This window comes from Roseomonas haemaphysalidis (assembly GCF_017355405.1).
GTDB lineage: Bacteria > Pseudomonadota > Alphaproteobacteria > Acetobacterales > Acetobacteraceae > Pseudoroseomonas > Pseudoroseomonas haemaphysalidis.
On record NZ_CP061177.1, the window covers coordinates 3,241,620 to 3,255,984 of the forward strand.

The 14,365-nt window shown below is 71.4% G+C and carries 15 protein-coding genes and 1 other RNA gene; 6 read left to right on the forward strand and 10 right to left on the reverse strand.

Translation table 11 applies throughout. The features are described 5' to 3' along the window. Window positions 1-5 precede the first annotated feature (5 nt). Window positions 6-971, reverse strand: a complete 966-nt coding sequence (gene miaA / locus IAI59_RS15120) for a tRNA (adenosine(37)-N6)-dimethylallyltransferase MiaA (protein WP_207419014.1) — start codon at window positions 969-971, stop codon at window positions 6-8. Between the two features lie 26 nt (window positions 972-997). Here miaA and serB point away from each other — a divergent pair, with 26 nt between their 5' ends. Continuing rightward, the gene (gene serB / locus IAI59_RS15125; protein ID WP_207419013.1) at window positions 998-1,894 is read left to right on the forward strand and encodes a phosphoserine phosphatase SerB; all 897 of its coding nucleotides are present in this window, start codon (window positions 998-1,000) and stop codon (window positions 1,892-1,894) included. Between the two features lie 169 nt (window positions 1,895-2,063). Here the strand turns inward: serB and IAI59_RS15130 are convergent, their stop codons facing one another. The 3 genes from IAI59_RS15130 to hflK all read right to left on the reverse strand — a co-directional run bounded on the left by IAI59_RS15130 (window position 2,064) and on the right by hflK (window position 6,066). Next, entirely contained in the window at window positions 2,064-3,650 is a 1,587-nt protein-coding gene (locus IAI59_RS15130; RefSeq protein WP_207419012.1) for a DegQ family serine endoprotease, read from the reverse strand. A 182-nt stretch (window positions 3,651-3,832) separates the two neighbouring features. Continuing rightward, window positions 3,833-4,783, reverse strand: coding sequence for a protease modulator HflC (gene hflC, locus IAI59_RS15135; RefSeq protein WP_207419011.1), 951 nt, complete (start codon window positions 4,781-4,783; stop codon window positions 3,833-3,835). Next, window positions 4,780-6,066 (reverse strand): FtsH protease activity modulator HflK, encoded by a 1,287-nt coding sequence (gene hflK / locus IAI59_RS15140; protein WP_207419010.1) that lies wholly within the window; start codon window positions 6,064-6,066, stop codon window positions 4,780-4,782. Before hflK ends, hflC begins: the two co-directional genes overlap by 4 nt. Window positions 6,067-6,259: 193 nt before the next feature. On the opposite strand from hflK, the gene IAI59_RS15145 reads away from it, so the two are divergent. The 3 genes from IAI59_RS15145 to IAI59_RS15155 all read left to right on the forward strand — a co-directional run bounded on the left by IAI59_RS15145 (window position 6,260) and on the right by IAI59_RS15155 (window position 8,832). Then, complete coding sequence (locus IAI59_RS15145; RefSeq protein WP_207419009.1) at window positions 6,260-7,384, forward strand: Mrp/NBP35 family ATP-binding protein; 1,125 nt, start codon at window positions 6,260-6,262, stop codon at window positions 7,382-7,384. Window positions 7,385-7,389: 5 nt separating this feature from the next. Further along, window positions 7,390-8,076, forward strand: a complete 687-nt coding sequence (locus tag IAI59_RS23355) for a DJ-1/PfpI family protein (RefSeq protein WP_207419008.1) — start codon at window positions 7,390-7,392, stop codon at window positions 8,074-8,076. Window positions 8,077-8,151: 75 nt separating this feature from the next. Continuing rightward, window positions 8,152-8,832 (forward strand): hypothetical protein, encoded by a 681-nt coding sequence (locus IAI59_RS15155; protein WP_207419007.1) that lies wholly within the window; start codon window positions 8,152-8,154, stop codon window positions 8,830-8,832. On the opposite strand, the gene mbfA is transcribed toward IAI59_RS15155, so the two are convergent. The 6 genes from mbfA to thyX all read right to left on the reverse strand — a co-directional run bounded on the left by mbfA (window position 8,829) and on the right by thyX (window position 12,532). Continuing rightward, on the reverse strand, window positions 8,829-9,785 hold the full coding sequence (gene mbfA, locus IAI59_RS15160) for an iron exporter MbfA (protein ID WP_207419006.1): 957 nt from the start codon (window positions 9,783-9,785) through the stop codon (window positions 8,829-8,831). The genes IAI59_RS15155 and mbfA overlap by 4 nt on opposite strands. A gap of 76 nt (window positions 9,786-9,861) precedes the next feature. After that, on the reverse strand, window positions 9,862-10,164 hold the full coding sequence (locus tag IAI59_RS15165) for a Dabb family protein (RefSeq protein ID WP_207419005.1): 303 nt from the start codon (window positions 10,162-10,164) through the stop codon (window positions 9,862-9,864). Further along, a complete protein-coding gene (locus IAI59_RS15170; RefSeq protein WP_207419004.1) occupies window positions 10,161-11,057 on the reverse strand; it encodes a PfkB family carbohydrate kinase in 897 nt (298 codons plus the stop codon). Before IAI59_RS15170 ends, IAI59_RS15165 begins: the two co-directional genes overlap by 4 nt. Continuing rightward, window positions 11,054-11,284, reverse strand: a complete 231-nt coding sequence (locus IAI59_RS15175) for a hypothetical protein (RefSeq protein WP_207419003.1) — start codon at window positions 11,282-11,284, stop codon at window positions 11,054-11,056. Before IAI59_RS15175 ends, IAI59_RS15170 begins: the two co-directional genes overlap by 4 nt. A gap of 1 nt (window position 11,285) precedes the next feature. Further along, window positions 11,286-11,591, reverse strand: coding sequence for a hypothetical protein (locus tag IAI59_RS15180; RefSeq protein ID WP_207419002.1), 306 nt, complete (start codon window positions 11,589-11,591; stop codon window positions 11,286-11,288). Between the two features lie 2 nt (window positions 11,592-11,593). Next, complete coding sequence (gene thyX, locus IAI59_RS15185; RefSeq protein WP_207419001.1) at window positions 11,594-12,532, reverse strand: FAD-dependent thymidylate synthase; 939 nt, start codon at window positions 12,530-12,532, stop codon at window positions 11,594-11,596. A 262-nt stretch (window positions 12,533-12,794) separates the two neighbouring features. Between thyX and IAI59_RS15190 the strand changes: the two genes are divergently transcribed. Both IAI59_RS15190 and ssrA read left to right on the forward strand, forming a co-directional pair. Further along, a complete protein-coding gene (locus tag IAI59_RS15190; protein WP_207419000.1) occupies window positions 12,795-13,955 on the forward strand; it encodes a M20 aminoacylase family protein in 1,161 nt (386 codons plus the stop codon). Between the two features lie 5 nt (window positions 13,956-13,960). Continuing rightward, window positions 13,961-14,292, forward strand: a transfer-messenger RNA (tmRNA) gene (gene ssrA / locus IAI59_RS15195). Window positions 14,293-14,365 lie beyond the last annotated feature (73 nt).

Sequence of the window (14,365 nt, forward strand, 5' to 3'; positions counted from 1 at the left end):
CCCCGTCAACGACGCCGATCAATAAAAGCGATAATTTCCGCCCATTCACTTTCTGAAAATTGCTCCTGACCCGCCACACGCGCATGGATCGTATGCGTGTCGGTCGCGCCGGCCAGCGGGCGGTGGCGAAACCACGTCGCCTGCCGCTTGGTGTACTGCCCGGTGGCCAGGCAGGCGCGGCGGCCCGCCTCCTCCATCGATATCTCGCCCCGCAGCGCGGCGGCGATCTCTGGCACGCCATGCGCGCGCATGGCCGGCAGCGTGGGGTCCAGCCCCCGCGCCACCAGCGCCGCCACCTCCTCCACCGCGCCAGCGGCCAGCATGCCCTGCCAGCGTTGCCCGATCGCCGCCCGCAGCGCGTCGCGCGGCGGGTCCAGGCGGATGGCGGCGAAGCGCCAAGCAACACCGTCCCGTTGGGCCGGGCCGGTACCGGGCACGGCCTGCCACGCCGCCATGCCGCGCCCGGTGCCGCGCCAGACCTCCCAGGCACGGGCCAGCCGCTGGCTGTCGCTCGGCCGCAGCCGCGCGGCCGTGTCCGGGTCGGCTTCCGCCAGCCGGGCATGCAGCGCCGCGGGACCCAACGCCGCCAGCAGGCCCCTCGCCTCCTCCCGGGCCTCGGGCGGAACGGGGGGGATCTCGCTCAGCCCCTCGGTCAGCGCATTGAAATACAGGCCGGTGCCGCCGCACAGGATCGGCAGCCGTGCCGCCGCCATCTCCGCCAGCGCCTGCCCGCGCCACCAGGCCACGCTGGCGGCGGTGCCCGCGTCATGCACCCCGTAGAGCCGGTGCGGCGCCCGCGCTTCCTCCGCCGCGTCCGGGCGCGCGGTGATGGCGCGCAGCCCGCCATAGACCTGCATGGAATCGGCGTTGATGACGGTGCCGCCCAGCCGCTCCGCCAGGGCGAGCGCCAGCGCCGACTTGCCGCTGGCCGTCGGCCCCGCCAACAACAGCGCGAAGGGTTGATCGCTCATCGCCCCGCGCGCATGGTCCGCGCCCCATGTCCCATATCATGACCCTCGTCGCGCCGGCCGGCGGCCTGCAGGCCCCCCTCGTCGCACGCATCCGCGCCGCCCTCAACGACCTCGGCGGCCAGGCCGGCACCGCCGACTGGCTGGCGGAGGAAGAGGCGGCCGACCTGCCGTTTTCCCTCCTGGCCGCCGAGCAGGCCACCGCCATCGCGCGCGGCGCGCTGGACGGCGCGCCGGTGGACTGCATCGCCCAGCCCGCCGAAGGCCGCCGCAAGATGCTGCTGGTGGCGGACATGGACAGCACCATCGTCACCGCCGAAACGCTGGACGAGCTGGCCGCCCATGCCGGGGTGCAGGCGCAGATCGCCGCCATCACCCAGCGCAGCATGAACGGCGAGATCGACTTCTCCACCTCGCTGCGCGAGCGGGTCGCGATGATCAAGGGCCTGCCGCTGGCCGCCCTGCAAAAGACCTGGGAGCACATCGAGCTGATGCCCGGCGCCGAGGAGCTGGTCCGCACCATGGCGGCGCACGGCGCGCATTGTGCCATCGCCTCCGGCGGCTTCACCTGGTTCACGGCACGGGTGGCCGAGCGGGTCGGCTTTCAAAGCCACCATGCCAACATCCTGCTGGACGATGGCCACGCCCTGCTGGGCCGCGTGGAGGAGCCGGTCTTCGACCGCGACAGCAAGCTCACCATCCTGAAGCAGCTCGCCGCCGAGCATGCCCTGCCGCTGTCCGCCACCGCCGCCGTGGGTGATGGCGCCAATGACCTCGCCATGCTGGGCGCGGCCGGCCTCGGCGTCGCCTTCCGCGCCAAGCCGGTGGTGGCGGCCTCGGCGCGGGCGCGGGTGGATTTCGGAGACCTGCGGGCACTGCTCTTCGCGCAGGGCTTCCGGGCAGCGGAGATCGTGGAACAGGCGTGAAGCAGGCCGGGGCACGAATTCCCCGGCCCCTTCTGCTTCTTCTCCTACTGGCGCCAGCCAACAAAGGAACGATGGGATCTGGGGGCAATTCCTTCCCCCAGCCTTGCCCGGCAACAAAAAAAGGCGGGACGCCGAAGCGCCCCGCCCCTGATCCGGCCGGATGCGGCCGTTAGTTGCTGCTGCCGCCCTCGGCGCGTAGGCGCAGCGGCACGAAGCGCTGGCCCTGGCCATTTTCGACCAGCAGCAGGGCACTCGGGCGGTTCTGCTTGCGCAGGCGGTCCAGCTGCTCACGAACCTCCTGCGGGTTGCTCACCCGGGTCTGCTGCACCTCGATGATCAGGTCACCCGGCGACAGGCCACGCTCGGCGGCGCTGCTGCCGGCGGTCACGTCCGTCACGACCACGCCACGGGCATCGTCGCGCAGGCTGAAGCGCTGCTTCAAGTCGGGCGAGATGGCGGCGACCTTGAGGCCGAGCCCGGCCAGCTCCACCGCGGCGCCGGGCTGCGCCTGCTCCGGCGCGGCGGGCGTGGTGCCGGCGGTCTGCTCGGCCGGCAGTTCGGCCACGGTGACGCGCAGCTGCTCTTCCTTGCCGTTGCGCCACACGGTCACGGGCGCCTCGGTGCCCACGCCCGTTTCGGCCACGATCAGCGGCAGGTTGCGCATTTCGCGCACGTCCTGGTTGTTGAAGCGCAGGATCACGTCGCCGTTGCGGATGCCACCCTTGGCGGCGGGGCCGTTATCCTCGGCCCGGGCCACCAGGGCGCCGCGCGCGCCGTTGGGCACGTTCAGGCTTTCGGCGATCTCTTCCGTCACCTGCTGGATATTCACGCCGATCCAGCCGCGCCGCACCCGGCCGCCATCGCGCAGCTGCGCCACGATGTTCTTGGCCAGGTTGGACGGAATGGCGAAGCCGATGCCGATGGAGCCGCCGGAGGGCGAAACGATGGCGGTGTTGATGCCCACCACCTCGCCGGCCAGGTTGAACAGCGGGCCGCCCGAATTGCCGCGGTTGATGGCCGCGTCCGTCTGGATGAAGTTGTCGTAGGGGCCGGAGTTCAGGTTGCGCCCGCGCGCGGACACGATGCCCGAGGTCACGGAGCCGCCGAAGCCCAGCGGATTGCCGATGGCCAGCACCCAGTCGCCCACCTCCGCCCTGTCGGAGTCACCGAAGGCGACCACCGGCAGCGGCTTGTCGGACTTCACGCGCAGCACGGCGAGGTCGGTGCGCTGGTCCACGCCCACCAGCTCGGCCTTCAGCGTGGTGTTGTCCTGCAGCACGACGTTGATCTCGTCGGCGCCATCGACCACGTGGTTGTTGGTGACGATGATGCCCGACGCATCGATGATGAAGCCCGAACCCTGGCTCTGCGCGCGGCGCTGCGGCTGGCCGGGGCGCTGGCCCGGGCGCTGGCGCTCCATGAAGTCGCGGAACAGCTCCTCGAAGGGGCTGCCCGGCGGGGCCTGCGGCATTTCCGGCGCGTCGGGGCGGCCGCCGCGCGCGGGGCGGTCGCCGCCGATGGTCTGGGTGGTCTGGATGTTCACGACCGAAGGCAGCAGCCGGCGCGCCAGCGGCGCGAAGGACGGCGGCTGGTTGGCCATCGGCGCCGGCAGGCCCTCGCGCGGCGTGGCGGGGGCCACGGGCGCGGTGGCGTTCGGCGGCGCGGCGCTGGGCGCGGGTTGGGCGTGGACGGAAAAGGGCGCCGCGAGCGGGACGGCTGCGACAGCAGCGGCCAGCATCAGGGGGGCGAGACGCATCGGCAGAACCTCGCTTTCGGCCGGAAGGTGCGGCCGGATGGGTCAGGGACGGGGGGCAGATAAGGCCCCCGTGCGGGATGGCAAAGGGCGCCGGGGCGCTCTGTTACGAAAGAACCCAACTCGCCACCGGCCGCAAGGGATGCGGCCGGTCCGACACAATCCGAGATGTTAACAGAAAGCCATCAAGGCGCCGACGTGGCCGGTGCCGGTGCGGTGGGCGCATCGGCGGTGGGGGCGCCCGGCGGCAGCGTGACCCCGGCCAGCGGCACGCCGGGCTGGGACGAGCGGAAGTAGCGGAAGAATTCTGAATCCGGCGTCAGCACCAGGCGGGCATCGCCTTCCGAGAAGGCTTCCCGATAGGCCTGCATGGTCCGCCAGAACTGGAAGAACTGCGGGTCCTGCTGGAAGGCGGCGGCGAACAGGCCGATCGCCTCCTGCTCGCCCTGGCCGCGCAGCACGTCCGCCTGCGCCTGGCTTTCGGCCAGGATGACGGTGCGCTCGCGGTCGGCGCCGGCGCGCACGCGGGCGGCCACCTCGGCACCCTCGGCGCGCGCCTCGCGGGCCACGCGCTCACGCTCGGACTGCATGCGGTTGAGCACCGCCTGGGTGTTCTCCTCCGGCAGGTCGGCGCGGCGGATGCGCACGTCCTCCACCCCGATGCCGAACTGCTGCGCCTCGGAATTCACCTGCCGCTTGATCTCGTCCATGATCCGCTGCCGGTCGGCCGACAGCACGGAAAGCAGCGGCTGGCTGCCCAGCACGCGCCGCAGCGACGACGAGACGATGGACGACAGCCGGCCGCGGATGCCGGCCTCCTGCGCGCCGGAGGTCTGGAAGAAGCGCAGCGGGTCCGTGATGCGGAAGCGGGTGAAGCTGTCCACGATCAGCCGCCGCTGGTCGCCCAGGATGATCTCCTCGCCCGCCAAATCGAAGTCCAGCAGCCGCCGGTCGAAGCTGACCACGGACTGGATGAACGGGATCTTGGCATGCAGGCCCGGCGTGCTGATCACGCGGATCGGCTCGCCGAACTGGGTGATCATCACCTGCTCGGTCTGCTGCACCGTGAACAGGGTGGAGGCGGCGGCGACGACGGCGACGACCGCGACGCCGGCCAGCAGGGTCAGGCGGTTCATCGGGCGGCTCCCTGCGCGGGGGCTTGCGGGGCGGGCGCCGCGCCGGCGGCGGGCGGCGTGGCGGGGCGCGAGCGATCGATCAGCCCCGGCGGCGCCGGGCGGGCGGCGCGCGGCGTGTTGCCGGCGCCCTGCGCGGCGCCATCCAGCGGCAGGTAGGGCACGACGCCCTGCAGCCGGTCGTCCACCACGATCTTGGGGTTGCGGCGCAGGATCTCTTCCATGGTTTCCAGGTACAGGCGGCGCACCGTCACGTCCTTGGCGGTCTGGTAGGCGGTCAGCACGCTGAGAAAGCGCGCGGCCTCGCCGCGGGCGCGGGCGACCTGCGATTCCTTGAAGCCCTCGGCTTCCTGCACAAGCCGCTGCCCTTCGCCGCGGGCGCGGGGGATGATGTCGTTGCGGTAGGCCTCGGCCTCGTTGCGGGCGCGCTCGCGGTCGGCATTCGCCCGCTGCACGTCGCGGAAGGCGTCGATCACGGCCGGCGGCGGATCGACCTTCAGCAGCTGCACTTGGGTGATCTCGACGCCCGAGCCGTACTGATCCAGGATCGCCTGCGTGCCGGTGCGGACCGACTGCTCGATCTGCGCGCGCGCTTCCGTCAGCGCCGGCTGGATGGGGGTGCGGCCCACCACCTCGCGCATCACGCTTTCGGCCGCCGACTTCACCGTCTGGTCCGGGTTGCGGGTGTTGAACAGGTATTCGCCCGCGTCGCGGATGCGCCAGAACACCGCGAAGTCGATGTCGATGATGTTCTCGTCGCCCGTCAGCATCATGCTTTCTTCCAGCACGTCGCGGGCGGAAACGGGGCGGGACAGCGGGCTGTCGTTGGCGCCGCGAAAGCCGACGTCCACGCGGTTGATGCGCGTCACGCGCGGCGTGGTGACGCTCTCCACCGGCCAGGGGATGCGGTAGTTCAGGCCCGGCTGGGTGGTGCGGTTGAAGGCGCCAAAGCGCATCACCACGCCCTGCTCGTCGGGCTGGACGCGATAAATGCCACTGGCGCCCCAGGCGATCAGCAGCACGGCCACGCCGCCCAGGATCCACTTGCGGTTGGACGCGCCGAACTGGCCGCCGCCACCGCCGCCCGGCAGGATGCGCCGCAGCGCCGCCTGCGCCTGGCGGATGGCGTCATCCAGGTCCGGCCCGCCGCCGCCATTGCCGGGGCCGCGGCCGCCGCCATTGCCGCCGCGGTTGTCCTGGGGCGGCTGCCCCCAGGGACCGCCCGGGCGCGGATTGCCCCACGGGTTCCCCCCGGAGTTCTGACCACCATTATTGTTCCAGGGCATCGGCCGGCACATCTCCGTGTCGTGTCGTCGCGCCACGCCTGCCGGCATGACGTTTGGCGGTTTCGGCCGCTTGCGCGAGGCGGGTGCATGCGCGACAGGGCCGGACCATATGTCGCCCTGTCCGGGCCATGGCGCAATGGCGCCACAGCGGGGGCGTGGCGGATATTGTCCGGGTGTAAGAGGTTTTCAAGCGATGACGGTTGAGCTGGCGGAAGCGGTGCGGCGGGCGCTGGCCGAGGTGCGCGACCCGGGAACGGGGCTGGACGTCGTGTCGTCCGGATTTCTCCAGGGCCTGTCGGCGCGCGACGGGCTGGTGCAGTTCGCCCTGTCCGTGCCGCGCGAGCGGGCGCGCGGGCTGGAACCGTTGCGCGCCGCGGCCGAGCGTGCCGCCGCCGCCGTGCCCGGCGTCTTGTCCGCCACCTGCGTGCTGACGGCGCACCGCGACGCCCCCGCCCCTGCCCCCGCACCCGGCGCCGCCCCCGCCCGGTCCAGCCGCCCCGCCCCCGGCCAGGGGCCGATGCTGCTGCCAGAGGTCAAGGCCATTGTCGCCGTCGCGTCCGGCAAGGGCGGCGTGGGCAAGTCCACCACCGCGGTCAACCTCGCCGTGTCGCTGGCGGCGGAAGGGCTGCGGGTCGGGCTGCTGGATGCGGACATCTACGGCCCGTCCCTGCCGCAGATGCTGGGCACGCAGGACAAGCCGCGCGCCAGCAACGGCCGCATCGTGCCGATCTCCCGCTGGGGGCTGAAGGCCATGTCCATCGGCTTTCTGGTGGAGCAGGAAACGCCCATGGTGTGGCGCGGCCCGATGGTGATGGGCGCGCTGGAGCAGATGCTCGGCCAGGTGGAATGGGGGGCGCTCGACATCATGATCGTGGACATGCCGCCCGGGACCGGCGACGCGCAGCTGACCATGAGCCAGCGCGTGCCACTGGCCGGCGCCGTGATCGTTTCCACCCCACAGGACGTGGCGCTGATCGACGCCCGGCGCGGCATCCGGATGTTCGAGAAGGTCAACGTGCCCGTGCTGGGCCTGATCGAGAACATGTCCTACTTCTGCTGCCCCAATTGCGACCACCGCACCGAGATCTTCGGCCACGGCGGCGCGCGGGCCGAGGCGGCGCGGATGGACGTGGAATTCCTGGGCGAGCTGCCACTGAAGCTGGCGATCCGCGAGCTCGCCGATGCCGGCACGCCGATCGCCGTGGCACGGCCGGAAAGCGAGGAGGCGCGCGCCTACCGCGCCATCGCCACCCGGCTGATGAGCAAGCTGCAACAAGGGGGCGCGGCGCCCGCCGCCCCCCGCTTCGTGGTGGAGTGAGCCTGATGTCGGACCCCCTGCAGATCGGCTTCGTGCTGTTTTCCGGCCAAACGCACCTGGATTTCGCGGGGCCGTGGGAGGTGTTGTCCCGCCTGCCCGGCGCCACGCTGCACGCCGCCGCCGCCGAGCTGGCGCCCGTCGAGTCCAGCGGCCTGCGCATCCTGCCCACCATCTCCTTCGAGCATTGCCCGCAGCTGGACCTGATCTGCGTGCCCGGCGGCCCCGGCCACCTGGCGGCGATGGAAGACCCGGCGGTGCTGGACTTCCTGCACCGCCAGGCGCCGGCGGCGCGCTTCGTCACCTCCGTCTGCACGGGCGCGCTGGTGCTGGGCGCGGCGGGGCTGCTGCGCGGCTTCGAGGCCACCACCCACTGGGCCTCGCGCGACCGGCTGGCGGCCTTTGGCGCGGAAGCACGGGACGCGCGCGTGGTGGTGGACCGCAACCGCATCACCGGCGGCGGCGTGACGGCGGGCATCGACTTCGCGCTGACCATCCTGGCGGCGCTGCAGGGCGAGAACTTCGCGCGCCAGGTGCAGCTTGGCCTGGAATACGCGCCCGAGCCCCCCTTCCCCGAGGCCGGCAGCCCCGACACCGCCGGGGCCACGGTGCTGGAAGCCGCCCGGGCCGCCACCGCCGGCTACCGCGCCCGCATGGCGGAGGTGGACACGCGCGCCGTGGCGCGGCTGGGGTGAGGCATCGGGCAACCGGGCGTTCATCATTGCGCGGCTAGGTTCCGCCGGACACCCAGTGCCGGAGCCACGCCGCCCATGACCGCCCAGGCCCGTATCGACGCCCCCGCCCCCACGCCCGACCTCGGCATGCTGATCGCCGCCGAGATGGCGCCGATGTTCCAGGAGCTGCGCGGCTTCATGGACCGCCGCATCGCGGAGCTCAGCGCCGAGCTGAGCGCCACCTCCGACATGGCGGACATGGCGGAGGAGAAGCTGTCCCGCCAGCTGGCCACGGTGCACGAGCAGATCGCGCAACTGGTCGCCATCCCGGCGTCCAGCGCCCGCAACAGCGGGCTGGAGCTGGAAGCGGTGGTCCATGCCACGGAAAGCGCCGCCAACGTGATCATGGAAGCGGCCGAGGCGATCTCGGCCTGGATTTCCGGCGGGCAGAAGGACGAGGCCTCCATCCAGGCGCTGTCCGCCCGGGTGAACTCGATCTTCGAGGCCTGCTCCTTCCAGGACGTCACCGGCCAGCGCATCCGCCGCGCCATCCAGCACCTGCAGCAGGTGGAAACCATGCTGGAGCAGATCGTGCCCGGTGTCGTGCCGGACGGCGCGCCCCGGCTGGTGATCGCCACCCAGATGCGCACCGTGACCGAGGCGGCGCTGGCGACCCCCGACCTGTCGCAGGACGACATCGACGCCCTGCTGAACGGCGCGCCGCCCAAGCCGGTTGAGATGTCGCAGGCCGAGATCGACGCGCTGCTGAACGGCTAGGCGCTGCCGATGAAGATGCCCGCCAGCAGCACCAGGATGCCGCCCAGCACCACCTGCAGGGTGGCGCTGAGGAACGGCGTTTCCATGTAGCGCCAGCGGATCCAGGCGATGGCGAAGAGCTCCACCACCACCACCATCCCCGCCACTGCCGTGGCGGTCCAGAAATCCGCGATCAGGTAAGGCAGGGTGTGGCCGAGCCCGCCCACCGCCGTCATCAACCCGCACACGCCGCCGCGCAGCCAGGGGTGGCCGCGGCCGGTGATCTCGCCATCGTCCGACAGCGCCTCGGTCAGCCCCATGCTGATGCCCGCGCCGATGGAGGCGGCAAGGCCCACCAGAAAGGCGCTCCAGCTGTCATGGGTGGCGAAGGCGGCGGCGAAGATCGGCGCCAGGGTGGATACCGATCCGTCGATCAGCCCCGCCAGCCCCGGCTGCACCACCTGCAGCAGCAGCGCCCGGCGCGCCTGGTGCTCTTCCGAGCTGCGCGCGTCGGGGGTCAGCAGCGCGGCTTCCAGCTCGCCGGCGCGCTGCTCGTGCTTGGCCTCGCTTTCGGCCAGGTCGCCCAAAAGGCGGCGGGTGTCCGTGTCCGTCGTGCGCTCGGCGGCCTTGGCATAGAAGCGGGCGGCCTGCTGCTCCATCAGCGCCGCCTGGCCGCGCACCACGTCCGGCCGCAGGTCCTTCATCAGCCACACCGGGCGGCGGCGCAGAAAGCCGCGCACGTCCTGGCGGGTGATGTAGGGCATGGAATGGCCGAAGCGCTGTTCAAACAGCGTCAGCAGGCGGCGGCGGTGTTCCTCCTCCTCTTCCGCCATGCCGTCGAAGACCGCGGCGGTGGCCGGATAGGCGGCACGCAGGCGCTGCGCGAAATGGCGGTAGATGCGCGAATCCTCCTCCTCGCTGGCCACGGCCAGGGCGAGAATCTCGGCTTCGCTCAGATCCTGCAGTCGCTTCATGGTCAGCGCCTCCTGCAGCGCATGTCGCGCCGCAGGAGCCAGAACGCAAGAATTTTATGGCAGCGTTTTCAATGACTTAAAGAGAATGCGGCGCGTTCGCAACATAGTCGGCCGCGATCCGCAGGTCGCGCAGCGGCCGCACGCGGTCGATCGACGCCTGGTAGGTCGGGTGCGCCTTGTAGGCGGCCAGCGCGGCGGCATCGGCGAATTCGCCATAAACCACCACGTCCACCTCGTTGCCGAGCTGGTCCAGCCGGCCGTTCAGCGTCACCTCCAGCAGCGTGGCGTGCGGAATGGTCTTGAGGATCGACAGCCCCTCCAGCACGGCGCCCACGTCCTCGCGCCGCCGGGCGCGAAAGAACACGATATGGCGGATCATGCGGCGGCTCCGGCCAGCAGCGTCGCGGTTTCGGCGGCGGTCGGCATGGCGGCGGCGGCGCCCGGGCGCCCCACCGCGATGGCGGCGGCGGCCGAGGCACGGCGCATCGCCTCCGCCAGCGTGGCCCCGCCGTCCAGCGCGGCGGCCAGGGTGCCGCACCAGCAGTCGCCGGCGCCAGTGGTGTCCACCGCTCGCGTCCGGAAGGCCGGCTGGTGGTGCAGGCCATCCCCAGTGGCGACCTCGGCCCCCTGCTCGCCCCGCGTCACGACCACGTCGATGCTCAGCGCCGCCCGCAGCGAGCCCGCATCCGGCGGCACGCCCAGGCGGCCGGCCAGCCAGTCGGCCTCGTGCTCGTTGGCGATCAGCAGGTCCAGCTGCCGCAGCATCGCCTCCGGCACCGGGGCGGGCGGGGCAAGGTTCAGGATGATGCGCGCGCCGCGCGCGCGGGCACGGTCCACCAGCAGCGCCATCTCGGCCACCGGCACCTCCATCTGCAGCAGCAGCACGGTGTCCGGCGTCAGCGCCGCGTCCTCCACCTGCGCCGCCGCCACGACGGCATTGGCGCCGGATGCCACGGCGATCTGGTTGGCGCCCCCCGCATCCACGCAAATGGCCGCGGCCCCCGTGGCCATGCCGGTGCGCGCCAGCCGCGACAGCTCCACCCCCGCCGCCAGCATGCCGGACAACGCCACCTCGGCCAGCGCATCGGTTCCGACGGCGCCGGCAAAGGAGGTCATGGCCCCGGCGCGGGCGGCGGCGGTCGCCTGGTTGGCCCCCTTGCCGCCGGGCGAGGCCTGCCAGCTGTCACCCAGCACGGTGTGGCCGGGCGCCGGCAGCGTGGGCGTGCTGAACACCAGGTCGGCATTGGCCGAGCCGAACACCAGCACGCTCATGCGCGGTGCTGCTCCACCTGGCGCCGCTGGCCCCAGCGATAGCCGAGCCACAAGGCGCCCACCACCAGCAGCGCCATGCCGGCGTCGTGGAACAGGAAGCTCAGCACCGCCCACACCAGCCCGAGCACCGCGCCGACCACCCAGATGCCCACCGAGAAGGCGGCGAACACGAGCATCAGCGGCAGGCCGAACACCAGCAGGATCAGCAGCATGGAAACCCAGAACACGTCATTCTCCCCCGGCCCGGCGGCGCGGAACGCGCATCCGGGTGATGGGAATATCGTGCTTCGCCGTGGCGCGTCCAAGGGCGAAGCCGCCAACGCCGGTCAGCAGCAGCAGCGCGCCAAGGTCCCCCACCAGCGCCACCGCCATGGGAATGCCGACGATCAGCACCACGACGATCACCGCCACCGGCAGCCAGTGGCGCGGCAACAGCGCCAGCCACAGGCTGAAGCGCGCCGCGCGGGTCGGGCCCTTGGGCTTGGCGGCGCGTGGCCTGGGGGCCGGGCGGGCCGCGCCGGGCTTGGCTGCCATGCTCAGGCCTCGCGGCCCAGCGTCTGCATCAACTCGCGCCATTCGCGCGGACTCAGGCCGCTGCCGCGCTGCTGCACCGCCTCGCCCGCCAGCAGGCGCCGGGTGATGTCCAGCATCTGCGCCGAAAAGGTGACGGCGCCGAGCCGGTAGTCGCGAAAGGCCTCGGCCACCGCCGGCACCCAAGCCTCCACCACGCCCATCATCGCCTCGGCATAGACGCGGATCTCGTACTGCGCGTGGCTGTCGGCGCGCAGCCGCAGGAAGCCCAGCAGGTTGTGCAGGTCGGCCTTCCAGTACCACTGGGTGTAGGTGTTCAGCGTCAGGTTCATGCGCGCCAGCTCGCGCGCCAGCCCCTGGCGGGCGGGGTCGCGCGGCGTGCCGTCCGGCGCCTCGTTCAGCATGTCCTCGTAGTGGTCGTAGGTCTGGTTGGCGTCGCGGCGCAGCAGGTCCAGCACATGCGCGGCATCCGCCCCGTCCAGCACCGCACCGCGCCCCTGGCGATTGACCACCGACTGCGCCGCCAGCTGCTCCGGCGCGGGGATGTAGAATTCCCGGTCCATCAGCGAATAGCGCGCGGAATACTCGTTCACGTTGGCCATGCGGTGGCGGATCCACTGGCGCGCCACGAAGATCGGCAGCTTCACATGGAACTTGATCTCGCACATCTCGAAGGGCGTGCTGTGCCAGTGGCGCATCAAATAGCGGATCAGCCCCCGGTCCTCTGTCACCGCCTTGGTGCCGCGGCCATAGGACACGCGCGCGGCCTGCACCACGGCGCCGTCGTCGCCCATGTAGTCGATGACGCGGACAAAGCCATGGTCGAGCACGGGGATCGGCTCAAACAGCATCGCCTCCAGCGCCGGCACGGTGGGGCGGAGGGTTTCGCTGCGGCCCGCCTTGGCCTCTGCCAGTTCCAGCCGTTGCGCGTCGGTGATGGCCATGTGCGGGTGCCCCAAACTCTCGATGCAGGCACCTAACCCGTCCCGGGGGGGACAGGAAAGGCCGGGGAAGGAATTCCCCGGACCCCTTCTTTCTTTCTCCGGGTCCGCGAGCCGGCACGGTGGGGCGCTCCGGCCGTGCCGGGTGGTCCCGGGGAACAGACAGAAAAAAGATGGGGTCCAGGGGAATTCCTTCCCCTGGCCTTTGCCCCCTCCCCGGCCCGGTGCTTGCATGACCGGATAGGCACAGAGGAGACAGCCCCGCATGTCCGCGATCGACCATATCCGCCGCTACGCCGCCGAGCTGGATGCCATCCGCCACGACTTCCACGTCCACCCCGAGCTGGGGATGGAGGAGCACCGCACCGCCGGCATCGTTGCGGACAAGCTGGAGTCCTGGGGGATCGAGGTGCATCGCGGCGTCGGCAAGACCGGCGTGGTGGGGGTGCTGCGCTCGGGCCGGGGCAACCGGGCGGTGGGGCTGCGGGCGGACATGGACGCCCTGCCGATGACCGAAAAGACCGGCTTGCCCTACGCCAGCCAGACGCCGGGCAAGATGCACGCCTGCGGCCATGACGGCCACACCACCATGCTGCTCGGCGCCGCCCGGTACCTGGCCGAGACCAGGAACTTCGACGGCACCGTCCACTTCATCTTCCAGCCCGGCGAGGAAGGCTGCGGCGGGGCGCTGGCGATGCTGGAGGACGGGCTGTTCGACCGCTTTCCCTGCGACGCCATCTTCGGCATGCACAACCGCCCCAACATGCCGGTGGGCGAATACGGCATCCGCCCGGGCGCCACGGCGGCGGGCGGCGCCTTTTTCGACATCACGGTGCACGGCAAGGGCGCCCATGGCGCGCGGCCGGAGGTGAGCGTGGACCCGGTGCTGGCGGCCTGCCAGATCGGCACGGCCATCCAGTCCATCGTCGCCCGCAACATCTCGCCCTTTGAGCCGGCGGTGATCTCGGTCACCAAGATCCAGGGCGGGGACGCCTTCAACGTGATCCCCGACACCGCCACGCTGGCCGGCACCGCCCGCTTCTTCTCGCGCGAGGTGGCGCAGCAGATCGAGCAGGGGCTGAAGCGGGTGGCGGAAGGCGTGGCGGCGGGGCTGGGCTGCACCGCCGAGCTGGATTTCCGCCTGATCTTCGCCCCCACCGTCAACGACCCGGAGCTGACCACGGCCTATGCCGATGTCGCGGCCGGGCTGGTGGGCGAGGCCAAGGTGGCCCGCGACAAGGAGCCTGGGATGGGGTCGGAGGACTTCTCCTTCATGATGGAAAAGGTGCCCGGCGCCTACATCCATGTCGGCAACGGCCCGGGCGCCACGCCGCACAACCCCGCCTACAACTTCAACGACGAGACCACGCCCTATGGCGCCGCGCTGTATGCCGGAATTGTTGAAGCGCAGCTGCCGAAGGGCTGAGGGAACCCCTCGCAATGGGGCCCGGCCCGCGCTATATGGGTCGGGCTTACCTTCGGGTGGCTATGGCGATAAACGGTATTTGGAATAAGCATTGCGGACCCGGGGGCAGTGCCCGGCGTCTCCACCAGGTTTCCGGCGGTTATCATCCGCAGGTTGGACATGGGGACGACACAGCTTCGACGCGTGCGGTAAAGACTTACCTTTTGCCCGGCATTGTACCGCCGTCATCGGGCTAAATCACAAGTGCCAATGATAACGGTCGCGAGACCGTGGCGCTCGCTGCCTAGAGATAGGTAAGCGCTGCCCGGGGGGAGCAGGGCAACAGAATCCCCCCACCTTTCCCGCCGCATGGCCTTTTGCCGCATCCATCGCTATCCTGGCCGCCGATCGATGGACCGGCCGGGATTTTG